The sequence below is a fragment of the Streptomyces sp. NPDC025273 genome, assembly GCF_040638585.1.
GTDB lineage: Bacteria > Actinomycetota > Actinomycetes > Streptomycetales > Streptomycetaceae > Streptomyces > Streptomyces cinereorectus.
In genome coordinates this window covers 177,252-201,792 of the sequence record NZ_JBEZYP010000005.1, presented here as the reverse complement: position 1 = coordinate 201,792, position 24,541 = coordinate 177,252, and the positions used below count along the sequence as shown (strand labels likewise).

Here is a 24,541-nt window from a genome sequence, read left to right as displayed (position 1 = left end):
CCCGCTGCGGCAGGATGGCCTTCGTGCCCACAGCTGATGCCACTCCGTCCTCCGCTTCCGCCTCCTCTCACGCCTCTGCCTCCGATTGCACCACCGATCCGGCCGCGATGCGCGAGCAGTACCGCTCCGAGGACTTCACCGAGAAGGACCTCGCCGCCGACCCCATGGACCAGTTCGCGCACTGGTTCCGGCAGGTCGCCGCGGGCGGGGCGCTCCACGAGCCGAACGCGATGGTGGTCTCCACGGCCACGCCCGACGGCCGGCCGTCCTCCCGCACGGTGCTGCTGAAGCACTACGACGACCGCGGCTTCGTCTTCTTCACCAACTACGGCTCCCGCAAGGGCCGCGAGCTGGCCGCGAACCCGTACGTCTCACTGCTCTTCCCCTGGCACCCGCTGGCCCGCCAGGTCATCGTCACCGGCACCGCGGCCCGTGTCGGCCGCGAGGAGACGGTCGCCTACTTCCGTGTCCGCCCGCACGGCTCCCAGCTGGGCGCCTGGGCGAGCGAGCAGTCCGCGGTGATCGGCTCGCGCGAGGAGCTGGTGCGGCACTACGAGGAGCTGGCCGCCCGCTACCCGGAGGGCGAGAAGGTCCCGGCACCCCCGCAGTGGGGCGGCTTCCTCGTCGTACCGGACACGATCGAATTCTGGCAGGGCCGCGAGAACCGGCTGCACGACCGGCTGCGGTACGTGCGCGACAGCCCGGCCGCCGAATGGCGCGTGGAGCGGCTCTGCCCCTGACCCCTCAGCCCGCCCCGGTCCCGGACGCCCCGGGAGGCGGCGGCAGCAGGCGTACGAGGTCCAGGAGGCCGGCCTCGGTGATCTCCTGGCCCAGGAACACCGTGCGGTACACGACGTACCCCACCCAGCTGTCCACGACCGCCTCCACCGGCAGGTCCCGCGGCAGCAGGCCCTGCGCCACGCCCTTGCGCAGGAGCCGCGAGGCCGGTTCGGAGTGGGCCCTGAGCAGGTCCCGCAGATCGGCCCGCCCGGCCTCCCCGCGCTCGGTCAGCGCACCCGTGACCACGCTGGGGTCGCCGAGCAGGGTCAGGGTCCGCACCAGACCGCGCAGCCAGAGCAGCGCGTCCTCGCGCACGTCACCGGTGTCGGGAGCCGGCCCCGGAGCGAGCCTGTCCGCGACCGCCTCGGTGATCACCGCCGCCTTGTTCGGCCACCACCGGTAGACCGTCATCCGGGCCACCCCGGCCCGCGAGGCGATGCGGTCCATCGTCACGCCCTTGTAGCCGAGCTCGGCCACCAGCTCGCGCGTCGCCGCCAGGACGGCCTCATGGGCGTCCGGGTCGCGCCGGGGGCCGCGCCGGGGGCGAGGGACGGCGGAAGGATCATTCATGGGACCTCCGGAGGCGGGTCGGGCGGGCACGGCCGGAATAATGAGACTGTACGGACTGTCTAGTCTATTGACATTCGCATCCAGTGTGGAGGTTTCAGTCATGGAAGACCGGTTCAGCGGCAAGGTCGTCCTCATCACCGGCGGCGGCTCCGGCCTCGGCCGAGCGGCGGCCCTGCGGGTCGCGTCCGAAGGAGCCCGGCTGGCCCTCGTCGACGTCAGCGAGCAGGGCCTCGCGGACACGGCGGCCGAGGTCGAGAAGGCGGCGCCCGGTGCGGAGGTCCTGCGGATCACCGCCGACGTCAGCTCCGAGGACGACGCGCGGCGGTACGTATCCGCCACGGTCGAGGCCTACGGGCGTATCGACGGCTTCTTCAACAACGCCGGCATCGAGGGCAAGCAGAACCTCACCCAGGACTTCGGCACCGACGAGTTCGACCGCGTCGTGTCGATCAACCTCCGCGGAGTGTTCCTCGGCCTCAAGTACGTCCTCCCGGTCATGAAGGGCCAGGGCTCCGGCTCGGTCGTGAACACGGCTTCCGTCGGTGGTATCCGGGGCGTGGGCAACCAGTCCGGTTACGCGGCGGCCAAGCACGGCGTCGTCGGCCTCACCCGGAACTCCGGTGTGGAGTACGGCCGGTTCGGCGTCACCGTCAAGGCGATAGCCCCCGGCGCGATCATGACCCCGATGGTCGAGGGTTCGCTCAAGCAGCTGGACCCGGAGAACTGGGAGCAGGCGGGCGAGGCCTTCGTCAGCGTCAACCCGATGAAGCGCTTCGGCAGGCCGGAGGAGGTCGGCGACCTGGTCGCGTTCCTGCTCTCCGAGGAGTCCGGCTTCATCAACGCCACGGTCATCCCGATCGACGGCGGCCAGTCCGAGCAGTACTGACACCGGCCGGTCCGGGCGGTACCGGCACTCCGGACGGCGAGAGCCCGGCGGTCCCCGGCCTCACGAACGCGGAAACCCGCAGGCTCTGGTCCCTCCTCACGGAGGGGCCGGCCGGACTTACCGGCGAGCCTGCGGGTCGGTGACTGCTTGGGTTTCGGCAGACAGTCCGCCGAGGTGCACCAGGTGCGACGACGGGCTGTCAGCCCGCAGCCACCTCACGAATCCGATAAGACTGCACTTTTCGGATCACCTCCTTTCAACGTGTGACCACAGCCTAGGAACTCCCGCCCGGGGGGCACAAGTGATTTAACGGGGCGGGTGGACACCGGATTTCCGGGAAGTGGCTGTGCGGTGGCTCACGTTCGAGTTCAATGGTCTGACGTGCGGCAATGCGGAACAGGTCCTGCGGGAGGTACGGAGTGAGTGCTTCCAGGAGCAGCGGCACCACGGACGCGGTCGGGCCCGACGAGGACCCCGGGCGCGAGCCCCCGGCAGTGCCGGTCCCCGGGTCCCGGCTGCTCGCGGCGCTGCTCGACGGGATGGACGCCGCGCTCTGCGCGTTCGACGCGCATGGCGCGATCACCCACTGGAACCGCGAGGCCGAGCGGATTCTCGGCTGGTCCGCCGCGGAGGCCGTCGGGCGGACGGGGTTCGCCGGATGGGCGGTGCGCAGTGCGGACGCCGAGGACGTGCAGGGCCGGCTGATGGCCGCGATGGAGGCTCCCGGCCGGCAGGTCCACGAATTCGCGCTGCTGCGCAAGGACGGCGGGAGGGTGCTCGTGCGGACCCAGTCGTCCGGGGTGCGCGGCGAGGACGGCAAGCCGGCCGGGGTGTACTGCGCGTTCAGCGAGGTGCACGCGCAGATCGACCTGGAGCGGTCCATCGCGCTGAGCGAGGCGTTGTTCGAGGAGGCGTCGTGGGGGGTGGTCCTCGTCGACGTCGATCTGCGGCCCACCGTCGTCAACTCCTACGCGGCCCGGGCACTGGGCACCGGGCGTACGGCGCTGCTGGGGCGCCCGCTGGGTGAGCTCCTCGTGCAGGGGGTGGAGGACCTGGAGGGCGCGCTGCAGCATGTGCTCGCCGAGGGAGCCCCGTCCGCTCCGGCGGAGCTGTGGGTGACGCTGCGGACGGCGGAGGGCGACCGGCGGCGCTGCTGGCGCAGCGGGTTCCTGCGGCTGGCCTCGCCGCTCGCCGAAGAACCGGTTCCGTTGGGGGTCGGCTGGCTGTTCCGGGACGTGACGGCGGCGAAGCTCGCGGAGCAGGAGGCGGACCGGGTGCGCTTCCGGTCGAACCAGCTGCACCGGGCGGCCCGCCAGGCGGCCGAGTGCGAGGACCCCGTGGAGGCCGCGACCTCCTCGCTGGACTACGCCCTGGCCGGGTTCGCCGACCATGTGGTGGTGGACCTGCTGGCGGGGGAGCGGCTGGTGCGGGCCGCCGCGACGCCGTCCGACGCGCCGGGTCCCTGCCTGCCGGTGCCCGGCGGCGCGCTCCCGGCGCGGTACGGGGCGGGGCACCCCGCCCTGCAGGCGGTGGAGCGCACGGGGTCGGTCCGGGCCAGTGCGCGGACCGGTGCGGGCGAGGCGTGGGCGGTGGAGCGCCAGTGGCCCCGCGACGCGGTGCACGCCCTGTGCGCCGTGCTGCGGAGCCGGGGGCGGACGCTGGGCGTGGTGACGTTCCTGCGCGCGGCGCACCGCGGCGCGTTCGAACGCGCGGACGCGATGTACGCGGAGAGCGTGGCGGTCCGGGTCGCCTCGGCGGTGGACCTGGCCCAGCTGACGACCGGCTTCGGCGACCCCGGCCGGCCCGGGCCGTGAGCCCGCGCCCCGGGCCCGGGCGTCCGGGGACGGAACCCGCGCGACCCCGCCCGCGCGCCACTCAGTGCCGGTAGAAGATCCGGTCCCCGTACTCGCGCATCACGCGCCCGTTCCACTCGTGCCCGCCGTCCACGTTCCCCGACCGCAGCAGCGGCGGCTCGATCCCCCGGGCGACCAGCTCCTCGGCGGCGGCGGCGGCCATCGCCTGCATCAGCGCACTCGTGACCACCGTCGACGCGGGCGCGAACGGTGCCTCGACGCCTTCCGCGGTCAGCTCCGCGTCGCCGATCGCGATCTTGCTGTCGAGCACGATGTCGCAGTGGTCCCGCAGGAACCCTCCCGAGACGTGCCGCGACCGGGTGCCCGTCGCGTACGCGACCGAGGTGACCCCGATGACCGTCAGGCCGAGCGCCCGGGCGTTCTGCGCCATCTCCACGGGCAGTGCGTTGCGCCCGGACAGGGAGATGATCACGAGGAGGTCGCCGGACCTCGCGGGGCTGGAGTCGAGCACCGCGCCGGCCAGCCCGTCCACCCGCTCCAGCGCGGAACCGAGCGTGGCCGGCATGACGTCGACGCCGAGCGTGCCGGGCACGGCGAGCAGGTTCATCAGGGCGAGCCCGCCCGCCCGGTAGACGACGTCCTGCGCGGCCAGCGAGGAGTGCCCGGCGCCGAAGGCGAAGAGCCGGCCGCCCGCGGCGACCGTGTCGGCGATGGCGGCGCCCGCTGCCGCGACGGATCCGGCCTCCTCGTCGCGCACACGCTCCAGCAGGCCGATCGCGGCGTCGAAGAACTGACCGGCGAGCTTGCTGTCGCTCATCGAGGAGGCCTTTCCTGCGGGGGTGGGGTGTCCGTGCCGCGGATCACGTTGCGGTCCGGACCGGTGACCTGTCAACCGCCCGGCACCGCTCCCGCCGAGATGCTTCCGACGGCACGGCACGGTTGTCGGCCGTATGCGTCAGAATTGGCTGAGGGCCATCGCACGACGATTTTCATGTCACAGCATCGAGGGGCACGTATGTCCGGACTGATCGACACAACGGAGATGTATCTCCGCACCATCCTCGAGCTCGAAGAGGAAGGCGTGGTCCCGATGCGCGCCCGGATCGCCGAACGGCTGGACCAGAGCGGTCCGACGGTCAGCCAGACGGTGGCGCGCATGGAGCGGGACGGGCTGGTCCAGGTCGCGGGCGACCGCCATCTGGAGCTGACGGAGGAGGGGCGGCGCCTCGCGACGCGGGTGATGCGCAAGCACCGTCTCGCCGAGTGCCTGCTCGTCGACGTGATCGGCCTGGAGTGGGAGCAGGTCCACGCCGAGGCGTGTCGCTGGGAGCACGTGATGAGTGAGGCCGTGGAGCGCCGCGTCCTGGAGCTGCTGCGGCACCCGACGGAGTCCCCCTACGGGAATCCGATCCCGGGTCTGGAGGAGCTGGGCGAGAAGGCCGAGGCCGATCCGTTCCTGGACGAGAGCATGGTGAGCCTGTCCGAGCTCGACCCCGGGTCGGAGGGCAAGACCGTGGTGGTGCGCCGGATCGGTGAGCCGATCCAGACCGACGCACAGCTGATGTACGCGCTGCGACGCGCGGGTGTGCAGCCCGGATCGGTCGTCAGCGTGACCGAGTCGGCCGGCGGTGTGCTGGTCGGTTCCAGCGGAGAGGCGGCGGAGCTGGACGCCGAGGTCGCCTCGCACGTCTTCGTCGCGAAGCGCTGATCCACCCCGATGCGGCCACCGGTGTCCGGGCGCAGTTGCAGGCACCGGTGCAGATGCACGTGCAGATGTGAACCGATTGCGCCCGCTTTCCGTTTTCCGTCCGGAATCGCAGCGGCCGGGCGAATCGCGTGCCAGGCTGTGGCCAGGCATATGACCTGAGAGTGCCGGCAGCATCTGCCGGGCGGTCGGGGAGGGAGCGGGGAATGCGCCCGTCGTACTGGCATGTGCACCGTGAGGTGGCTGCCGGGCTCCCGGCCGTCCTCATCGCCGTACGGGGCCGGCGAGATGCCCCGACGGTCCGGCGTGCGCGCCGACCGATCCGCTCCGGAACAGGGAACGGCCCCGGCGCCCGAAGGTGCCGGGGCCGTTCCTCCCCTGTGCTGACCCGGAGCCCCGAGCTCTCGAGGTCAGCTTCCGCGGACCCCTGTCCCCGAGCGGTCCGCTTCCTGGAGAAGATCTCCCCCCGGCGGCGGGCGGCAATCCTGGAGTGGTGTCACTCGTACGTGGGATCTTGCGAGCCGAACCCCGTTGTTCGAATAAAGGTTCGATAGTCTGGCGGAGGCGACCACACGGTGATCGAGAACCAGAAGGGGGTGCCAGAACCTATGGTGCGGCGCATTGATGTGACCGGATCCGACGGCGTACGCCTCGCGGCCTGGGAGTTCGCCGACTCGCCCAAAGGGCGCGCGGAGGCCGGGCGCGCCCCCGGGGTCTTATTGCTGCACGGGCTGATGGGCCGGTCCGCGCACTGGGCCTCCACCGCCCGCTGGCTCTCCGAGCGTCACCGCCCGGTCGGTCTCGACCAGCGGGGCCACGGCCGCAGCGACAAGCCGGCCGAGGGTCCGTACACCCGGGACGCGTACGTCGCCGACGCCGAGGCGGCGATCGAACAGCTCGGTCTCGCCCCCGTCGTCCTCATCGGGCATTCGATGGGCGCGCTCACCGCGTGGCAGCTCGCCGCGAAGCGCCCGGACCTCGTGAAGGCCCTGATCATCTGCGACATGCGGGCCTCCGCGCTCGGGGCCGCCTCGCAGCGCGAATGGGAGGACTGGTTCAACGCGTGGCCGGTCCCCTTCGCGACCCTCGCCGACGTACGGAAGTGGTTCGGCGAGGACGATCCCTGGGTGGAGCGGCCCAACCCCTCCCGCGGCGAGTTCTTCGCCGAGGTGATGGCCGAGCGGTCCGACGGCTGGCGGCCCGTCTTCTCCCGCGCGCAGATGCTCCGCTCCCGGGCCACCTGGGTCCACGACGCCCACTGGGAGGAGCTGGCGCAGGTGCGGTGCCCCACCCTGGTCCTGCGCGGGATCGACGGCGAGCTGGGCCGGGCGGAGGCCCAGGAGATGGTCCGCGTCCTGCCGCGCGGGCAGTACGCGGAGGTGGCCGACGCCGGTCACCTCGTCCACTACGACCAGCCGGAGGGCTGGCGCACGGCGGTGGAGCCGTTCCTGGAGCAGCTCGCCGAGGACTTCCGGGACGACGGAGAGGCGGACGACCGGGACCCGTCGGCCCACGACCCGGCGATCCCGTAGGCCCCGGCCCCGAAGGCCCGGGCGCCCGCTCAGCCCTTGCTGACGGCCGCCAGGATCTCCGGGAGCCGGTCCGCCGTACGCGGCGCCGCCACGCGTACCCCCAGCCACCCGAGGAACGCTCCGTACACCGCTCCCACCGGAAGCAGCAGCCACAACCAGCCCCGCAGATCCGCCACATGCAGCCAGACCGTCAGCCCGATCACCGGCGCGCAGAGCAGGGCGCACGCCACCATTCCGCCGAGGATGGAGATCCAGGCGAGTCCCGCCTGCCCCGGCGCCACGTTCTTGAACGCGCCCTCCTGCGGGATCGAGTACGGGAACAGCGCCGAGGCCGTCGCGCCCGTCGCCAGCATCGCGCCGAGCAGGGCGAAGGACAGCCCCATGGACGCGGGCAAGGTCGCCCAGTCCCCGAGCACCGCCGCCGTCACCGCGGTCACCAGGACCGTGTACGGCAGGGTGATCAGCAGCAGCGCCAGGGCCCGCGCCCGCAGTTCGACGTAGGCGTCCCGGGCGGACGAGATCGACAGCGCCACCATCCAGAAGGCGGAGGTGTCCTGCCCGAACTGGTTGTACATCTGCATGCCGAGCATCCCGGCCGCGAAGCAGGCGAGGTAGACCGAGCCGGATCCCTGCACCGCGTTGAGCACCGGCACGATCAGGCCGACCGCCAGTGCCGCCACCCACGTGGCCTTCGTCTTCGGGTCCCGGGCGATGTAGCGCAGACTGCGCTCCATCACCGCCCCCGTGCGTCCCCCGGGCAGCAGCGCGAAGAGTCCGGAGCGATCCGGTCCGGCGTCGCGGCCGGCAGCGGCGATCGTGGAGCCGTCCGGTGAGGTCATCAGCTTCGCCAGACTCCGCTGCCACAGCCACAACAAGGCCCCCAGCGCGAGCACCGAGAGCAGCAGCTGCCCGGCGGCGGCCCCGTGCGCCCCCTCGGAGGCGGACCCCACCGCGCCGAGCGCCGAGGCCGGCGGCAGCCAGCGGACCACGTCCGCGAGCGGTTCGAGCGAGGACAGCCCGCCCGCCCGCCCCAGGCGCTGCGCACCGAAGCTGACGAACTGGATGCCCACCGCGATCACCAGCCCGCTGAGCAGCGCGAGATCGCGCCCCTTGCGGGAGGTCAGCAGCCGGACGTTGGCCGTGGCGACGGACCGGGCCAGCGCCACACAGACCAGCAGCGTCAGCGGTACGGCGACGACCGCGGCCACCGCCGCCGCCGCGCCCCGCCCCACCGCGATCACCGAACCGAGGACCAGGGCGAACGTGAAGAGCGGTCCGACACCGATCAGCGAGGACACCAGCAGTGCCCCGATCAGCGGGCGTGGCCGCAGCGGAAGCATGACCAGCCGGCTCGGGTCGAGGGTCTCGTCGCCGCTCGGGAAGAACAACGGCATCACCGCCCAGCCCAGCGCCACCACGGCGGTCAGCAACACCACGAGGGTCTCCGCCTGGGCATGGCCGCGCAGCGCGACCAGCCCGACCACCTGGCCCGCGGCGAACAGCAGCGTGACGACGAGGGACGTGATGTAGACCGCCCGCCGCCCGGACGACTGGCGCAGCCCGTTGCGCAGCAGCGCCAGCTTGAGCCGCACGAAGACGGGCACGAGGCCCTGGCCCCGCACCGCCGGTACCGCGTCGTGCCCCGCGGGGCTGTCGAGGACGGTCACCGGGTGCCGCCCAGCCAGTCCAGGGTCTCCCCGGTGTCGCGGGCGCCCGCGCCGACGAGTTCGAGGAACGCGTCCTGCAGCGAGGACGCGTCGCCGCGCACCTCGGCGAGGGTGCCCCGGGCCCGGATCCGGCCCGCCGCCATGACGGCCACCCAGTCGCAGAGCGACTCGACGAGCTCCATCACATGGCTGGAGAAGACCACGGTCGCGCCGGAGCGGGTGTACCGCTCCAGCACCCCGCGGATCGTCTGTGCCGACACCGGGTCCACTCCCTCGAACGGCTCGTCGAGGAAGAGCACTTCGGGATTGTGCAGCAGGGCCGCCGCGAGCCCGATCTTCTTGCGCATCCCGGTCGAGTAGTCCACGACCAGCTTGTGCTGCGCCCCCGCCAGATCGAGGACATCGAGCAGCTGGGTGGTCCGCTTGTCGACCTCGGCGCCCGGCAGCCCCCGCAACCGGCCGGTGTACGCCAGGAGTTCACGCCCCGAGAGCCGTTCGAACAGTCGCAGCCCCTCCGGGAGGACCCCGATCCGGGCCTTCACCGCGACCGGGTCCCGCCACACGTCGTGACCGCCGATCTCGATGCTCCCCATGTCGGGCCTGAGCAGTCCCGTGACCATCGAGAGCGTGGTCGTCTTCCCCGCCCCGTTGGGGCCGACCAGGCCGATGAACTTGCCCGCGGGCAGCTCCAGATCGATCCCGGAGACCGCGATCTGATCCCCGAACCGCTTCCACAGTCCCCGCACCCGCACGGCGGGCGGCGCTATGGAAGCACCGTCACCGCCCGTCCCGGTCGTCCCGCCCGTGCTGTCCGCCTGGTCCGGCATGGCACTGCCTTTCGATATCCCCACGTGTGGGGACCACCCTACGAAAGGCGCGTACGGGTGTCCGCCGCCTCCCGGGCGCAGGCGTACGCGAGCGGGCTGATCAGCTCCTCCACGTCGGGCAGCCACCGGTTCGTCGGCGTCGGGCGCCGCGCCCACTGCACGGCGCCGCGCCCGCCGACGCGGGTCGGCGGCCCTGCCACGTAATGGCCCTCACCGAGCCCCACCAGGTCGATGGATCCCACGTCCCAGCCCAGCCGGCCGACGAGGCCGGGGGCGGTGGCAGCGGCGCCCGGCAGCACGAAGAACACCATCCGGCGGTCCGGGGTGCGGGTCACCGGGCCCAGCGGGAGGCCCATCCGCTCCGTCCTGGCCAGGGCCAGGAAGCCCGCGGACTCCGGTACGTCGAGTGCGTCGAAGGACCGGCCGGTCGGCAACAGCACGGAGGACCTGGGGTGCTGGGACCACATCCGGCGGGCGGCCGCGGCACTGCCGGTGGCCTGGCCGGCCCAGTCGGGACGGCTGGGATGGGCTCCGGGGGAGGCGCAGCCGGCGTCCCCGCACGAGCAGCGTTCCGCCCCGTCCACCGTCTCGAGCCAGGTGCCGGGGAACACGTCCCAGTGCCGCACCTCCGCGTACCACGCCGCGGCGCCGAGCAGTTGCTCACCTCGCTGCCGGGGGACGTGTGCGACCTGCGTGGCTTCCGTCACTCCGATGGTCTCTTCCACGAACAGCACAACTTCCGTCGCCACCGGGGGTTACGGGCGCACGGCCGCCGGTCACGGCGGAACGAACCTGCACGCGGGGCGCACGGAGGCATGGGCGGGGGCGCGCGTGAGGCGGTGCCCCGAGGGGCGGGTAACCACTTGCAGGACTGTGCCAACGCACCACCACGCGTACCCAATACAGATGAATATGCGCATTTCTCATCCATATGCCGGGCAGTGATCCCTCCATCGATCACTGCGGTCCCAGGGGGAAACATGGCAGCCAGGCCTCTCGTCGCCCGCCAGCCGAACGAACGGCTCCAGACGCTCATCCAGGAGGCCGCCTGCTCCAACGCGGGCCTCGCCCGCCGCGTCAACATGGTCGGGGCCGAGCGGGGGCTCGACCTCCGCTACGACAAGACCTCCGTGGCCCGCTGGCTGCGCGGACAGCAACCACGCGGCAGGGCACCGGGAATCATCGCCGAGGCACTCGGCCGCAAGCTCGGCCGTACGGTCACGATCGACGAGATCGGCATGGCCAACGGCAAGAACCTGGCCTCCGGTGTCGGCCTGCAGTTCGCGCCCACGGTGCTCGGCGCGATCGAGCAGGTCTGCGAGCTGTGGCGCAGCGACGTGGGCCGCCGCGATCTGCTGTCCGGCTCGGCGGTGGCCGCGTCCGCGCTGGTCGAGCCCAGCCGCGACTGGCTGATCACGGGCGCCGACCCGCAGGTGGAACGCACCGCGGGAGCCCGCGTCGGGATGCCGGACGTGGAGGCGGTGCGCGCGATGACGGCCGCGCTCGTCGACCTGGACCACCGCTTCGGCAGCGGACACGTGCGGCCCGTCCTGGTCCATTACCTCAACAGCGTGGTGTCCGGGCTCCTTTCCGGGGCGTACCGCGAATCGGTGGGCAGGGAGCTGTTCGGCGCGGTGGCCCGGCTCACCGAGCTCGCCGGGTACATGGCCGTCGACACCGGCCAGCCGGGCCTGGCCCAGCGGTACTACATCCAGGCACTGCGCCTGGCCCAGGCCGCGGGCGACCGGGCGTACGGCGGTTACGTGCTGGCCGCTTCGATGAGCCATCTCGCCGCCCAGCTCGGCAATCCGCGGGAGATCGCCCAGCTGGCGCGGGCCGCGCAGGAGGGCGCGCGGGGGAGGGTGACGCCGCGCGCGGAGGCGATGTTCCACGCCGCGGAGGCCCGTGGCCACGCGCTGATGGGGGACGCCCGTACGTGCCAGGTGGTGGCCGGCCGGGCGCTGGCCGCCCTGGAGCAGTCCGACCCGGACACCGGCGACGACCCCTCCTGGATCGCCCACTTCGACGCCGGCTATCTCGCGGACGAGCTGGCGCACTGCCACCGCGACCTCGGGCAGGCGGAGCCGGCCGCGCGCCGGGCCGAGGAGGCCCTCGCGGCCCTCCCGCAGTCCCGGACCCGGCGCCGTGGCATCGGCCTGGTGCTGCTGGCCACGGCGCAGGTGCAGCAGCGCGAGGTGGAGCAGGCGTGCCACACCGGGCTGCGGGCGATGGAGCTGCTGAGCACGGTGCGGTCCAGCCGCGGTGTCGAATATCTTGATGACCTCCAGCAGCGGCTCGCGCCGTACGAGGAGACGCCCGCGGTCCGGGAGTTCGGTGCGCGGATGGAGCTACAGGCCGCCTGAGCTGCCGATTTCATGGACCGACCGTGAACGGCGCCGGAGGTGCGCCGCGTGCCACCCGCCGTGTGGAGGGGTGGTGAGCGCCCTCGGGCGCTTGGCGCGGGGCGGTGGCCACCCGGTAGCGTGAGCCGACGATTCCGTTGGTTCACACGTAGGAGTCCCGGTGACGCAGAGCGGACAGGGTGACGAGCAGCTCCCTGCTGTACGGCCCGCGCACGAAGGTGTCGTGCTGCCCGCGGAGGGCGGCTCCCCCTGGACCACAGGGGGGACCGCGGGCGGCCAGGCGGCCGGTCAGGCCGCCCCTGCGGGTGGGCAGCCGTGGGACCGGCCCTGGGGGCCGGCCGCGCACGAGGACGGCCGCGCACCGGGGCAGCTGCCGCCCGAGCAGCACCAGCCGGGTGCGTACGGGCAGTACCAGCCCCAGCAGTCGTACGGGTCCCCGCAGGGCCCGCAGCAGTCCTACGCGCCCCCGCAGCAGCCGTACGCGTCCCCGCAGGACCCGTACCAGCAGGGGCACCAGCAGCCGTACGCCCAGCCACTGCCGCCGGAGGCCGTACCCGGCACGGCGGCGGGCGGGGACGCGGACGCCACGCAGTACATCGCCCCCGTGCCCGGCGGGATGCCGCCGGAGCGCCCCGCGGAGTCCACCCAGTACCTCGGACAGCCGGCCCCGTCGGCGCAGGCGGCCGACGCCGACGCGACCCAGTACATACCCCCGGTGCCCGGCGGCGCTCCGTACGGGATCCGGCCCGGCCCTCCCGGCGACCGGCAGCCGCCCGCCGAATTCGACAGCCTGTTCCGCAGCGACGAGCCCGCGGGCGCCACGCAGCAGATGCCCCAGGTCGGCTCCGCCCACCAGCAGCCTCCGCACCAGCCGTACCAGCAGCACCGGGGCGCGCGTGGGCAGCAGCCGCCCCAGGGGGCGCAGCCGTTCACGTCGGGGCTGCAAGGGGTCCAGGGCACCCAGGAGGAACACGGGGGCGGCGGAACGCCGCGCAGGCGGTCCTCGCACATCCCGCTGATCGCCGCCGTGGTCGTCGGCTGCGCTGTCGTCGGACTGGCTGCGGGCGCCCTGATGAGCGGTGGCGACGAGAAGCCCGGAGACGACAAGCAGCCGGTGGCCGCGCAGAGTTCATCCGCGGGCGAGGCCTCCGCCCCGGCGGCCGACCCCGCCGAGCCGCAGGCCCAGGGACTCGACAAGCTGCTGGCCGACAGCAACAACAGCCGCGCGGCGGTGATCAGCGCCGTCGAGAAGATCAAGGGCTGTCAGGCGCTGGACCAGGCGGCCACCGATCTGCGGGGCGCCGCCACGCAGCGCCGCGATCTGGTGACCCGGCTCGAAGGGCTCGCCATCGACAGGCTGCCCGCCCACGCCGAGCTGAAGTCCTCGCTGACCGAGGCCTGGCAGGCCTCGGCCGAGGCCGACGACCACTACGCCGCCTGGGCCGTCCAGGCCAAGAACAACAAGAAGGTCTGCAAGGGCGGCAAGGCCCGGTCGACCGACGCGACGGCCAGGGCCAACGCGTCGAGCGGCGAGGCCACCCGGGCCAAGCAGAAGGCCTCGGGGCTGTGGAACTCCATCGCGGGGAAGTACGGTCTGACGAAGCGCGCCCCGACCGACCTCTGACGCACCGAACGGCCTCCGCCCCTCGGGGGAGCGGAGGCCGTTCGGTGCGGGTGGATCAGCCCCTGATGCGGGCGTCCACCAGGGTCTCCGTGACATCGACGAAGCCCTTCCTGTCGGCGACCAGGCGTCCCTCGCGGACCACCTGGAACGTGACCTGGCCGTTGACGATGCGCGGATAGGCGGCCGAGCCGACCGTGTCCTGGAAGCGCCAGCGCAGGACCGGCGTGAGCCCCCCGGTGTCCACCTCGGTGCCCCGGTTGAGGCTGACGGAGACACCGCCCGCCGTGATCGTCTCCTGGTCCAGCGCCTCGATGACCGCCTTGAGCGCCGTGTACGCGATCCAGGTCGTCTGAACGCCCGTGTCCTCGGGGTCGATCCGGTTGTCACCGAACGCGTGCTTCCGGATCACCTGCCGCATCGGCTTCCAGCGGGCGTCGCCCGATTCCGGGTACCAGCCGGTGACGTACGCCCCCTCGAACGGGCTGTTCCGGCCGCCGGTGCGGTCGATGAGCGGCTGTCCGACGCTGCCGAGCACGGACGAGATCCGCACGCCGCTGTCCTCGGGTTCGAGACGGCGGAACGAGTCGAAGAACGTCTCCGTGCCCCTGCCGAGCACCGCGGTCACGCAGCCGTCGCCCGCCTCCTGAAGGGCCTTGGCCGCCTGGGAGTCGTACGACGTGGCCTCCTCCGGCGCCCTGATGTCGAACGACGCGGGGCGGTCGGCCCGGGTGAGGCTCAGATCGACGAGGCCCGGCATGCCGTCGCCGACCAGCGAGTCCGGCCGCACGAGCGAGACCCGGTCGCAACTGGCCGCCAGCTGCTTGCCGTTGCCCGCGAGGAGGGCCGACTGGCCGCCGTTGACGGGGTAGGAGAGATAGCTGGTGAACTCGTCGGCGGAGGCGCCGTACCCGCCGATGTACGGGATCCCGGCCGCCTCCAGCGGGGCCAGGAACGCCCGCCCGTACCTGCTGTACGAGCCGACGACCGCGACGACGTCCTCCTCGACCGCCTGCCGTGCGCACTTCGACGCCCCGGTCGGGCTGTCGGTCTCGTTGCAGGTGAGCACCCGCAGCTCGTGCCCGTCGATCCCGCCCTGCTCGTTGATCCAGCGGGCATAGGTCCGCGCCATGGCCGGCATGCCCGCCATGTTCACGGCGGCCCCCGGGGTGTCGGGAGCCCAGGTCATCACGGTGACGGTGTCCCTGGAGCCCCCCGGAACTCCAGGCAGGACACCGCAGCCGGTCATGAGCAGGGCGCCGGCCGCCGCCGTACTTGTGAGAAGTCTGTAGGGGCGGGGAGAGGTGAGGCGTCGCCATCCGGTCATGGTCATGAACTTTTCCGCGCCTGGTGTAACGCCGCAGTGTGCTCCGTTCAACGCTCGGTGACGTGAAGGTGAAATGCGGGGGGCAGTGCGCGGGCAGTGAAAGGGAACGTACGATCGACAACCGTGCAGCAAGGTTCGGAGAACTCTTCCCGTCGCGGCCGTCGCTCCTCCACCATGGGCGGCATGCCGCTCAACGACATGCCGTGGTGGCGCTGGCGCAGCAACGTGCGCTCGGCGCTGCACATGCTCTCCGACCCCGTCTTCCACCACGAGTGCTGGCTGGCCGGCCGCCCCGGGTACGGCGACGTCACCGACGCCGTGTACCGCCTGGTCGAGGACACCTGGCTGGACAACTGGTCCGCCGAGAAATACGTGGGGACGATCTTCCGTGACTCCGCCGAGGCCGCCCTCGTGGACGTCGCCGCCCTGCGCGTGCTGCGCATCATGCACCAGGTCGGCGCGGACGCCCCCGTCTCCGCCTATCTGGAGCACCACGGCTGGGCGGAGGCCGTGCAGGCCGCCCGCGAGGCCCATGTGATGCTCGCCACCAACGACGCGGAGGACCCGGACATTCCGCCGCGCTCCCTCGACGTGCTCCGCATCGTGACCGGATCGGCCTGAGGCCGGGCACCTGTGGCACCCTACGGGGATGACCGCGCCGCAGCCTGCCGTACCCCGTCCCGCCGCTGCCTCGGAGGCCACCGCCGAGCAGTACGTCCTCACCCTCTCGTGCCCCGACAAACAGGGCATCGTGCACGCCGTGTCGAGCTATCTCTTCATGACGGGCTGCAACATCGAGGACAGCCAGCAGTTCGGCGACCACGACACCGGGCTCTTCTTCATGCGCGTCCACTTCTCGGCCGACGTCGCGGTGGACGTGGACAAGCTGCGGGCCGGCTTCGCCGCCATCGGCGACTCCTTCCGGATGGACTGGCAGATACACCGCTCGTCCGACCGGATGCGGGTCGTGCTGATGGTCAGCAAGTTCGGCCACTGCCTCAACGACCTGCTCTTCCGGTCCGGCATCGGTGCGTTGCCGGTCGAGATCGTCGCCGTCGTCTCCAACCACACGGATTTCGCCGAGCTCGTCGCCTCGTACGGCATCCCCTTCCGGCACATCCCGGTGAACCGGGAGAACAAGGCGGACGCGGAGGCGCGGCTGCTGGAGCTGGTGCGCGGGGAGAACGTCGAGCTGGTCGTCCTGGCCCGCTACATGCAGGTGCTCTCGGACGACCTCTGCAAGCAGCTCAGCGGCCGGATCATCAACATCCACCACTCCTTCCTGCCGAGCTTCAAGGGCGCGAAGCCGTACCACCAGGCCCACGCGCGCGGCGTGAAGCTGATCGGTGCGACGGCGCACTACGTGACCGCCGACCTCGACGAGGGGCCGATCATCGAGCAGGAGGTCGAGCGGGTCGGGCACGGCGTCACACCGGACCAGCTCGTCGCCGTCGGCCGTGACGTGGAGTGCCAGGCCCTGGCTCGCGCGGTCAAGTGGCACGCCGAGCGGCGCATCCTGCTCAACGGCCGCCGCACGGTGGTCTTCGCGTAGCCGGATTCACAGCCTGCTGAGGGAGGCCGCGGCGAACAGCACGTCGCTGATCGCCTGGCGGTCGCCCTGCTGCCCCGCCGCCGCCTCCACCGGAGGGACGTGCCCGGCGACCAGCCGGCAGAACTCCACTCCGTCGAGCGCGACGTGCGCCACCGTGCGGTCGGGGGAGCCGGCCGCCGCCGGTGGGTCCAGCGCGATGTACCAGTCGCCGCCGCCCCGGCCCTCGACCTCCAGATGCAGGGAGCGGCCCGGGGACCCGGCCGTGATGAGGTGACGGGCCGCCCCCGCCGGCCCGGCGCGGCGGCGCTCCGCCAACGTGGCCGGCAGCAGCCGCACCGCGAGGTCGATCATCCGGTGGAGGTGGGCCGCGGCGGGCGGCTCGTACGGGTAGTCCACCGCGTCGGCGATGTCGCCGCCGTGCACCCAGCACTCGAAGGCCCGCTCCAGCAGGGAGTCCCGCAACGGGAGGGCGAGGTCCCCGTACGGGACGGACAGCTCCGCGACACCCCGTCCGGCGAACGACACCGTGCGCACGAGGGCGTGGCTCTGGTCGCGCCACGGCCCCCGGACGGCCCGGGTGAGTGGCGGGTAAGCGGTTGACCAGTACGTTTCGGTTCGCTCGGTCGGTGACAGGGGCTTGTCACCGCTTCCGAGCGGGTCGTCCAGACCCAGAGCCGTGGAGACCAGGCCGTCGACGGCCGTCAGATGGCCGATGACCCCGGCGACGGTCGTCCTGCGGCCGGTCTGCCGGTCACCCTCGAACCACTTGAGCCGGACCGGCGCATGCCACTCGGAGCCCCCGATGTCCCGGAGCAGCGCGTCCAGCCTGGCCGTCTCCGCGTCGTACGGTGCGGCCCAGGACGGCACGGGGATCCTGGGCGGGCGACGGCCCAGACAGCTCTCCAGGACCCGGGTGCGGAGCATCGGGTCCAGATCCAGGCTGCCGTCGGTGTGCAGGAGTCCCACGGCGTCGCGCAGCCGCATCGCCTCGTGCGCGCAGGGGGCGCACGAGGTGAGGTGCGCCTCGACCGCCGCGGTCTCCTCGGTGGAGCAGGCGGCCAGGGCCCAGGCGCCGAGCAGCGAGGTGAGCACCTTGTGGGACAGGCCCGGGGCGGCGGGCGGAGCCGGCAGGTACGCACGGTCGTCCGCGGGGGCCCGCGGTCCCGGTATGCGCGGGACGCCCGGGAACCCGTCGTCACGGCCGGTGCCGTCGGTGCCGCCGCTCATGGGGTGTGCCCGTATCCGGGAGGCGAGGAGCCGGCCTGCGGGCCGGTGTTCGCGGTGGAGAGCAGTTGCAGCCCGAGGCGCAGCCGCCGCCGGGCCTCCTCGCCGGTCACGCCGAGGTCGGCTGCGGTCTGCCGGTAGTCCCGGCGATGGACGTACGCGAGCTCCAGGGCGGCGCGCAGCGGTGCGGGCATGGAGGCGACGATGTAGTCGGCGCGGGCGGCGGCGGTGGCCCTGCGCACCAGGTGCTCCAGCTCCTGCTCCTGCTCACGAGCGTGTGTGCCGGAGCCGGGCTCGTCCCGGAGGTCCGTGGCGGGATCGTCCGCGTCCCCGCCGTGCGTCCCGCGGAGCCGCTGCACGGACCGGCGGTGGGTGAGCCACGCCACCCAGGACCTCATCGAGCCCCGCCTTGGGTCGTACGCGCCCGGGTTCTCCCAGATGAAGCCGAAGACCTCGCGGGTCACCAGGTCCGCGGCGTCCTCGTCGTCGAGCATGCGGTGGGCCTGACTGTGCACGAGCGGCGCGAAACGGTCGTAGAGCTCGCCGAGTGCCGCCGCCTCGCCGCGCGTCAGTCGCTGCTGCATCCGGCGGTCCCAGCGCGGTGGTGCGTCCTTCGCCATCCAGCCCCCAGCCCTGTGCCCCTCGTCACCTCGAATGTAGTGGGCGAGGTCCGCCGGGCACGCACCTTTGCGCCAAGTACGTCCCCCGTGCGGCGCTGGATGATAGGGAACAGGGTGCGCCTTGCCGATTCCTGGCCGGGTAAACGGGTCTCGAGCGGTCAATCCCGGATGAATCCCGCCGCGCCGATGAGCGGGCCGGAGTTTCACGGACCTGCGAGAGGGGCAGCCGCGAGGGGGAACGGAAACTTCCGGATCCTCCGGATCCCCGGACGAGAGGTTCCAGTCGCGTGACGCTGAAGGTGGACGAGACCGAGCAGGGCGCGTGGACCGTGCTGCGGATACGCGGTGAACTCGATCTGGTGACCTCACCCGTCGTGCGCCAGTCCGTCCACGGGGCGGTGGCCGAGGGGCAGCACGACGTGGTCCTGGACCTCTCCGGTGTCCTCTTCTGCGACTCCAGCGGCGTGGGCGTCCTGATCGCCTCCCGCCGCCTCATGAAGTCCTGCGGTGGCCGGCTGCGGCTGATCCTCCCGGCCCGCGGCGCGGTGGACGGCTCCCACGTCAACAAGGTGCTCGGCGCCCTGGGGGTGCGCAGACTCTTCGAGGTGTACGCCGACGCGGCGTCGGCCACCGACGAGGAATCCCGGCCGCTCTCCGCCTGAACACACCTCGGGCCGGTACCCGGTTCGGATGCCGCGACGGGGGTTAGTGACACGTGACGCCCTTCGGCGTCGTACGCTCCCCGCATGGACAGCGCAGAGTACGAGCGCAAGATCGCACATCGTTTCGCCGCCTTCGACCAGGACGGCAACGGCTACATCGATCGCGCCGATTTCAACGCCGCGGCAGCCCGTCTGCTCACCGAATTCGGTACGACGGCCCGCTGCGACAAGGGCCAGGCCCTCTACACGGGTGCCGAGGCCTTCTGGCAGGGCATGGCGGGCATCGCCGACGTGGACGGGGACCAGCGGGTCACCCGTGAGGAGTTCGTGGGCGGAGCCGTGAAGCGGCTGCGCGACAACCCCGGGCGCTTCGCGGAGATCGCCAGGCCCTTCCTGCGCGCGGCGATCGCCGTGGCGGGCGGCGGGGAGGCCGACGGGTCCGCAACGGCCCCGGTCGCCGCGGTGAAGCGGGCGCTGCGGGTTCTCGGGGCCGGGGACGACGTGGCGAGCATCGCGGCCCGGAGTCTGGACACCGACGGCGACGGCACGGTCGCCGAAGCGGACGCGGTCGCGGCGTTCGCCGCGTACGTCACCGTGATCGAACCGGACGCGTAGCCCCGGCGCGCAACACGACCGGCGGCACCGGCGGTTCGTGCCGCCGTGCGGGCCGGCCGGGGTCTCTCCCGGACCGGCCCGCACGGCTGCCCGCACGGCGTCATGGCTGACCGGAGGCATGCGGGCGGTGCCGGCGCGGGGTGACGCAGCGCAGCCGGGCGGCGCGGATGCCCGGCGGTGTCCCCGGAGTGACCCGTCACCGGGCGGAGTCGGAGGCCCTGCTCGGGTACGCTCCGTGGGATGCGAGTGGTTCTGGAACCGGAGGTTCCGGATGTGGTCCGTGGGGCTGCTCCGGACCGGAGGCGGTGCCTCGCTCGTGGCGCACGGAGCTGCGCAGGGCCTGCCGGGAGGTCGATCCCCGGGGCTTCGGCGGATTCCTGTTCGACTCTCCGCAGCGCGCGTCGCACAGTATGCATCACGCGTACTCCTTCGCGATGGAATATGCCCGAAGCGCTTGTTGCGGTGACTGTACGTCAACCATGCTGTCCCGTAGGGGAGTCACGTTCCGTGACCCTGAGGAGGCGCTAGGCGATGTGTCCGCCGGTTCGGATGGTGTGAGCGGTGCAGGTGCTTCAGGTTCAGCTGGAGGTCGGGGCGGATCCCGCGGAAGTGGGGCGGGCCCGCAGATGGGCGCGGTCGCGGCTGACCGGGTCCGGGATGGAGGACGAGCCGCTCGCCGAGACGGTCGTCCTGCTGATCTCGGAGCTCGTCACCAACGCGGTGGTCCACACGGGATGCCCGGCCGTGCTGCGGATGCTGTTCGGCCCGACGGGGTCGGGGACGGTACGGGTCGAGGTGGCCGACACCAGCTGCCGCCCGCCCCGGCCGCGTCACGCGGAGGGCGGGGACACCAACGGCCGCGGCCTGGAGCTGGTGGACGGCCTGGCGGACCGCTGGGGCTGGCAGCCGGAGGGCGCCGGGAAACGGATCTGGTGCGAGATCGACAGGACCGGCCCGGTGCTGGTCCCGCTGGTCGAGGAGCAGCCGGGCGACCCGAAGACCGGGCCCGTCCCGAGGCCGGCGGCCCCCCGGGTCCGGTCCGGGGCCGCCCCGGCCTTCCCCGGCCCGTCGTCCTAGCCGTCCAGCACCCCCGGCCTGCGACCGTAGACCGGACCGGAGCTCGGCGAACGGCCGAAGATCCTTTGCGGAATGCCCAGTTCGAAGGGGAGCAGCCCGTCGAGGGTGAGGACGACGACGAGGTGCGGCATGTGGACTCCTGTTCACCCGGGTTGGCTGCCACCGACTCGAAGCTGATACATGTCACTGCTGTGAACGAGAAGCCGGCAGCCCGCGCATCCATTCCCTCCGTGACCCGCACCCGGGCGGTGGCGGCCGTAGCGGCCCTCGTGACCGTGGCGGCCGGGCTGGGCGTCCGGTCGGCGGCGGGCGGGGACTTCGCCAAGTACGCCGGGGACGCCTGCTACACCGTGCTGATCCACACGGTGGTGGTCCTGCTGGCTCCCCGGGTGCGCCCGCTGACGGCCGCCGGGGCCGCGCTGGCGTTCAGCTGGGCGGTCGAGCTGGCCCAGCTCACGGGGATACCCGCGGACCTGTCCCGGCAGAGCACGGTGGCACGGCTCGTCCTGGGCTCGACGTTCAACGCCCCGGACCTGTTCTGGTACGTGGGGGGAGCGGCCCTCGCCTGGGCGGTCCACACGGCGGTCCTGTCGCGGTCCCGCAGCTGACCGCACCTGGCCCGATCCCTGCGAAGGGGTTTGTCCAGCCACTCGCAGGGGGTCGCGGCCGCCGGGATGCTGGTCCGCGTGAACCCGACGACCGATGCCGCCGCCGTCCCCGTCGACGCCCGTGGAGAAGCCGGCACCCGCGGTGGGCGCGGCCACCCGGGCCCGAGACCCTGACCGCTCGCGCCTGATCCCCGGACGGACGGCGCTCCCGCCGTCAGCCCTTCGCGGCCAGCCGCCTGGCTATCCTCCGGGCGTCCAGGGCCATCTCGCGGAGCATGCCGCTGATCGGGTTGGTGAACCCGGTGAAGTACAGGCCGGGTGCCTGCTCCGGCGCACGGGCGCCGTGCACCACCGGGCGGCCACGCGCGTCCAGTACGCCGAGGTGCCCCACCAGGTCCTCCAGGGCGCGCCGGTACCCGGTCGCCGCTATCACCACGTCCGGGGTGATCCGGGTTCCGTCGGCCAGCACCACCGTGTCCTGGTCGAAGGACTCGACGGCCGCCACGGGGACCACCCGGCCGCGCTTCACGGCGTCGATCAGCCCGACGTCCTGGACCGGGATCGCACCCTCCCTGACCCGGGAGTACAGGCCCGTGTCCGGGCGGGGCAGGCCCTGCGCGGAGAGGTCGGGGACGGAGACGCGGCACATCAGGTCCCCGGCACGGTCGACGAGCCGGACCGGCAGCCTGCGGACCAGGACGGCGGTCGCCTGCGCGGGCCAGCCGGCCGTCGAGCGGCGCACGATGTGCGGCGTGGTGCGCACCGCGATCCGCACCCTGGAGGCGCCGCCCTCGACCAGGTCCACGGCGATCTCCGCCCCCGTGTTGCCGATGCCGGCCACGAGGACGTCCTTGCCGGCGTACGGGGCCGGGGCGCGGTACGCCGCGGCGTGCACCAGCTCGCCCGTGAAGCCGTCGCGGCCGGACCAGTCGGGGATCCGCGGGGTGTGGTTGAAGCCGGTGGCCACGACGACCGCGCGGCCCGTCAGCACCCGGCCCCCGGTCGCGCTCAGCTGCCAGCCGGACCCGTCGGCGGCCCGGTCGATCCGGGACACCTCGACGCCCGTCACCACCTCCAGCTCATGGTGCTCGGCGTACTTCTCCAGGTAGCGCACCATGTCGTCGCGCGACACCCAGCGCCCGAACCTACGGGGCATGGGCAGCCCCGGCAGCGACGACCAGCGCCGGATCGTGTGGAGGTGCAGCCGGTCGTAGTGGCCGCGCCAGGACGCCGCGACGCCGTCGGACTTCTCCAGCACCACCGCCCGTACTCCCCGCTCGCGCAGGGCCGCTGCGGCGGCGAGTCCGCCCGGACCGCCGCCGATCACGTACACCGGTCGGTCGTCGGTGCGGTCGATGGAAGCGGGAAGAACGGGGCCACCGGGGGTGGAGGTGCTGTCTGACATGGTTCGGAGCGTAATCCGGCGTTCAGTTGATGGGTCTCGGTCAAGGCCGGAATCGGTTGCGAATTGATCACGGATGCGTGGTTGCCGTGTGCCCGGGGCCGCTTCCGGCCGCACCCGCACGCGACCGTTCACATCCCAGGCGCGCCCCACACCGGGAACCACCGGGCCAGGTCCTTCTCCACCCGGAGGTCGTCCCCCAGCACCGCCCGGACCCGGAGCTCCAGTTGGTTGTCGCGCCGTTCCCCGCCGCCCGGAACCGGGGCGAACGGATAGAACGTGCCGCGCTTGTAGAGGTAGACGAGGGCCAGTGTCCGCCCCTCCGCGTCGCGGAAGCCGATCAGTGAGCACAGCAGATGCGGGCCGAAGCCGCCGTCCTGGAGCAGGGTGTTGACCGCGTGCAGGTCGTTGACCAGGGAGGCCGTGTCCTCGGCGGGCTGGCGGGCGGTCAGCCAGGTGTAGCCGTACGCGTCCCGGCCGAACTCCACCGGGACCCCGCCCCGCCCCGTGTCGGCGTCGAGCAGATCCCGCACGTCCTGCTGGATACGGGCGAACGTGCCGCCCTCCACCCCCGCGAAGCACACCGAGCCCACGCCGGTGGGGGCGAGGCCGGTGCCCGCCTGGAGGGTGAGGGCCGCGGACGGGACGGCGAAGAGCTGGTCGAGGTCGGGGCGGGCCGGCTTCCTGCGGCCCAGGATGCTGTCGAGCAGGCCCACGGGAACTCCTCACGGACGGGACAGGCCGGCGGAGATCCGGGCCAGCTGGTCCAGGCGCTGTTCGAGCGTCGGGTGGGAGGAGAGCAGCCGGCCCAGGGTCTCCCCGGCAGCGAAGGCGGGCACGAAGTAGAAGGCGTTGTACGGCTGAGCCTTCCGCAGGTCCTCCGTGGGGATCCTGGCCATCTGGCCGGTCACCTTCGTCAGGGCGGAGGCCAGCGACGAGGGGCGGCCGGTGAGCAGCGCGGCCGTGCGGTCGGCGGACAGCTCGCGGTAGCGGGACAACAGCCGGGTCAGCAGGAAGCTCAGGGCGTAGACCACCGCGCTGATCAACGGGATGAGCATGATGATGACGCCCGCCGGGTCGCTGCCCCGGCTGTTGCGGGAGAAACCGCCCCACAGGGCGACCCGGGTGACGATGCCGGCCAGGACCCCGAGGAACGAGGCGATCGTCATGACGGCGACATCGCGGTGCGCGACGTGCGACATCTCGTGGGCCAGGACCCCTTCGAGTTCCTCGGGCTCCAGTCTGCGCAGCAGCCCGGTCGTGGCGCAGACCAGCGCCGTCCTCTCGCTGCGGCCGGTGGCGAACGCGTTCGGTACGTCGCTCCGCGCGAGGGCCACCCGGGGCTTGGGCATGTCGGCCAGGGCGCAGATCCGGTCGATGGCACCGTGCAGTTCGGGCGCCTCCCGCGGGGTGACCACGCGCGCGCCCATGCCGTAGGCCGCGATGCGGTCGCTGAACCAGAACTGCGCGACGAAGAGGCCGCCCATGATCACCAGGACGACCGGCCAGGCGCCGCGCAGGACCGCGAGGAGGACGCCCACCAGGACCACGTACAGCAGACCGATGAAGAACATGGTGCTCACCATGCGGGTGGTCAGGCCGCGGTCCGGGGCGTAACGGGAGCGGGTTCGTGCCATGGGTGCCTCCCAACAGCTCACCTGCCTCCCATAGTGCTCCTTCCCGGCCGGA

Annotated in this window: 25 protein-coding genes; 13 read left to right on the top strand and 12 right to left on the bottom strand. The window is 72.6% G+C overall.

The window, feature by feature from the left end:
• Positions 1–107: 107 nt before the first annotated feature.
• Positions 108–740: a pyridoxamine 5'-phosphate oxidase gene (gene pdxH, locus AB0F38_RS11655; RefSeq protein ID WP_361890326.1), complete on the top strand. Its 633-nt coding sequence runs from the start codon at positions 108–110 to the stop codon at positions 738–740.
• 4 nt (positions 741–744) lie between these two features.
• On the opposite strand, the gene AB0F38_RS11650 is transcribed toward pdxH, so the two are convergent.
• Positions 745–1,350 (bottom strand): TetR/AcrR family transcriptional regulator, encoded by a 606-nt coding sequence (locus AB0F38_RS11650; RefSeq protein WP_361890323.1) that lies wholly within the window; start codon positions 1,348–1,350, stop codon positions 745–747.
• Positions 1,351–1,450: 100 nt separating this feature from the next.
• On the opposite strand from AB0F38_RS11650, the gene AB0F38_RS11645 reads away from it, so the two are divergent.
• Both AB0F38_RS11645 and AB0F38_RS11640 read left to right on the top strand, forming a co-directional pair.
• A complete protein-coding gene (locus AB0F38_RS11645; protein WP_361890320.1) occupies positions 1,451–2,236 on the top strand; it encodes an SDR family oxidoreductase in 786 nt (261 codons plus the stop codon).
• Between the two features lie 419 nt (positions 2,237–2,655).
• A complete protein-coding gene (locus AB0F38_RS11640) occupies positions 2,656–4,050 on the top strand; it encodes a PAS domain-containing protein (RefSeq protein ID WP_361890317.1) in 1,395 nt (464 codons plus the stop codon).
• A 61-nt stretch (positions 4,051–4,111) separates the two neighbouring features.
• Here AB0F38_RS11640 and AB0F38_RS11635 read toward each other — a convergent pair whose 3' ends face one another.
• Entirely contained in the window at positions 4,112–4,867 is a 756-nt protein-coding gene (locus AB0F38_RS11635; RefSeq protein WP_361890314.1) for an SIS domain-containing protein, read from the bottom strand.
• Between the two features lie 198 nt (positions 4,868–5,065).
• Here AB0F38_RS11635 and AB0F38_RS11630 point away from each other — a divergent pair, with 198 nt between their 5' ends.
• The gene (locus AB0F38_RS11630) at positions 5,066–5,758 is read left to right on the top strand and encodes a metal-dependent transcriptional regulator (protein ID WP_361890311.1); all 693 of its coding nucleotides are present in this window, start codon (positions 5,066–5,068) and stop codon (positions 5,756–5,758) included.
• 605 nt (positions 5,759–6,363) lie between these two features.
• Entirely contained in the window at positions 6,364–7,287 is a 924-nt protein-coding gene (locus AB0F38_RS11625; RefSeq protein ID WP_361890308.1) for an alpha/beta hydrolase, read from the top strand.
• Positions 7,288–7,316: 29 nt separating this feature from the next.
• Here AB0F38_RS11625 and AB0F38_RS11620 read toward each other — a convergent pair whose 3' ends face one another.
• Genes AB0F38_RS11620 through AB0F38_RS11610 form a run of 3 tightly spaced genes read right to left on the bottom strand, consistent with a single transcriptional unit; the run spans position 7,317 to position 10,515 of the window.
• Entirely contained in the window at positions 7,317–8,954 is a 1,638-nt protein-coding gene (locus AB0F38_RS11620; RefSeq protein ID WP_361890305.1) for a transporter, read from the bottom strand.
• A complete protein-coding gene (locus AB0F38_RS11615) occupies positions 8,951–9,781 on the bottom strand; it encodes an ABC transporter ATP-binding protein (protein WP_361890303.1) in 831 nt (276 codons plus the stop codon). Before AB0F38_RS11615 ends, AB0F38_RS11620 begins: the two co-directional genes overlap by 4 nt.
• A gap of 38 nt (positions 9,782–9,819) precedes the next feature.
• Entirely contained in the window at positions 9,820–10,515 is a 696-nt protein-coding gene (locus AB0F38_RS11610; RefSeq protein WP_361890694.1) for a bifunctional DNA primase/polymerase, read from the bottom strand.
• A gap of 246 nt (positions 10,516–10,761) precedes the next feature.
• Here AB0F38_RS11610 and AB0F38_RS11605 point away from each other — a divergent pair, with 246 nt between their 5' ends.
• Positions 10,762–12,144: a transcriptional regulator gene (locus tag AB0F38_RS11605; protein ID WP_361890300.1), complete on the top strand. Its 1,383-nt coding sequence runs from the start codon at positions 10,762–10,764 to the stop codon at positions 12,142–12,144.
• A gap of 160 nt (positions 12,145–12,304) precedes the next feature.
• The gene (locus AB0F38_RS11600) at positions 12,305–13,768 is read left to right on the top strand and encodes a hypothetical protein (protein ID WP_361890297.1); all 1,464 of its coding nucleotides are present in this window, start codon (positions 12,305–12,307) and stop codon (positions 13,766–13,768) included.
• Positions 13,769–13,823: 55 nt separating this feature from the next.
• Here the strand turns inward: AB0F38_RS11600 and AB0F38_RS11595 are convergent, their stop codons facing one another.
• Complete coding sequence (locus tag AB0F38_RS11595) at positions 13,824–15,092, bottom strand: ABC transporter substrate-binding protein (RefSeq protein WP_361890294.1); 1,269 nt, start codon at positions 15,090–15,092, stop codon at positions 13,824–13,826.
• A gap of 174 nt (positions 15,093–15,266) precedes the next feature.
• Here AB0F38_RS11595 and AB0F38_RS11590 point away from each other — a divergent pair, with 174 nt between their 5' ends.
• Entirely contained in the window at positions 15,267–15,713 is a 447-nt protein-coding gene (locus AB0F38_RS11590; RefSeq protein ID WP_361890691.1) for a hypothetical protein, read from the top strand.
• A 28-nt stretch (positions 15,714–15,741) separates the two neighbouring features.
• The gene (purU, locus tag AB0F38_RS11585) at positions 15,742–16,644 is read left to right on the top strand and encodes a formyltetrahydrofolate deformylase (RefSeq protein WP_361890291.1); all 903 of its coding nucleotides are present in this window, start codon (positions 15,742–15,744) and stop codon (positions 16,642–16,644) included.
• A gap of 6 nt (positions 16,645–16,650) precedes the next feature.
• Here purU and AB0F38_RS11580 read toward each other — a convergent pair whose 3' ends face one another.
• Together AB0F38_RS11580 and AB0F38_RS11575 are read right to left on the bottom strand one after the other, a co-directional pair.
• Complete coding sequence (locus AB0F38_RS11580; protein WP_361890288.1) at positions 16,651–17,871, bottom strand: zf-HC2 domain-containing protein; 1,221 nt, start codon at positions 17,869–17,871, stop codon at positions 16,651–16,653.
• Complete coding sequence (locus AB0F38_RS11575) at positions 17,868–18,488, bottom strand: sigma-70 family RNA polymerase sigma factor (RefSeq protein ID WP_361890285.1); 621 nt, start codon at positions 18,486–18,488, stop codon at positions 17,868–17,870. The genes AB0F38_RS11580 and AB0F38_RS11575 overlap by 4 nt, the downstream gene beginning before the upstream one ends.
• A 287-nt stretch (positions 18,489–18,775) precedes the next feature.
• Here AB0F38_RS11575 and AB0F38_RS11570 point away from each other — a divergent pair, with 287 nt between their 5' ends.
• From AB0F38_RS11570 to AB0F38_RS11560, 3 genes are all read left to right on the top strand, one after another.
• A complete protein-coding gene (locus tag AB0F38_RS11570) occupies positions 18,776–19,150 on the top strand; it encodes an STAS domain-containing protein (RefSeq protein WP_361890282.1) in 375 nt (124 codons plus the stop codon).
• A gap of 84 nt (positions 19,151–19,234) precedes the next feature.
• Positions 19,235–19,765, top strand: a complete 531-nt coding sequence (locus AB0F38_RS11565; protein ID WP_361890279.1) for an EF-hand domain-containing protein — start codon at positions 19,235–19,237, stop codon at positions 19,763–19,765.
• Positions 19,766–20,326: 561 nt separating this feature from the next.
• Positions 20,327–20,842: an ATP-binding protein gene (locus AB0F38_RS11560; protein WP_361890276.1), complete on the top strand. Its 516-nt coding sequence runs from the start codon at positions 20,327–20,329 to the stop codon at positions 20,840–20,842.
• Here AB0F38_RS11560 and AB0F38_RS11555 read toward each other — a convergent pair.
• A complete protein-coding gene (locus AB0F38_RS11555; protein WP_361890724.1) occupies positions 20,839–20,973 on the bottom strand; it encodes a hypothetical protein in 135 nt (44 codons plus the stop codon). The genes AB0F38_RS11560 and AB0F38_RS11555 overlap by 4 nt on opposite strands.
• Before the next feature lie 99 nt (positions 20,974–21,072).
• Here AB0F38_RS11555 and AB0F38_RS11550 point away from each other — a divergent pair, with 99 nt between their 5' ends.
• Positions 21,073–21,450: a DUF2809 domain-containing protein gene (locus tag AB0F38_RS11550; RefSeq protein WP_361890274.1), complete on the top strand. Its 378-nt coding sequence runs from the start codon at positions 21,073–21,075 to the stop codon at positions 21,448–21,450.
• 214 nt (positions 21,451–21,664) lie between these two features.
• Here the strand turns inward: AB0F38_RS11550 and AB0F38_RS11545 are convergent, their stop codons facing one another.
• From AB0F38_RS11545 to htpX, 3 genes are all read right to left on the bottom strand, one after another.
• Positions 21,665–22,855, bottom strand: coding sequence for an NAD(P)/FAD-dependent oxidoreductase (locus tag AB0F38_RS11545; RefSeq protein ID WP_361890271.1), 1,191 nt, complete (start codon positions 22,853–22,855; stop codon positions 21,665–21,667).
• 128 nt (positions 22,856–22,983) lie between these two features.
• On the bottom strand, positions 22,984–23,568 hold the full coding sequence (locus AB0F38_RS11540; protein WP_361890268.1) for a hypothetical protein: 585 nt from the start codon (positions 23,566–23,568) through the stop codon (positions 22,984–22,986).
• 9 nt (positions 23,569–23,577) lie between these two features.
• Entirely contained in the window at positions 23,578–24,489 is a 912-nt protein-coding gene (gene htpX, locus AB0F38_RS11535) for a zinc metalloprotease HtpX (protein ID WP_361890265.1), read from the bottom strand.
• Between the last annotated feature and the right edge of the window lie 52 nt (positions 24,490–24,541).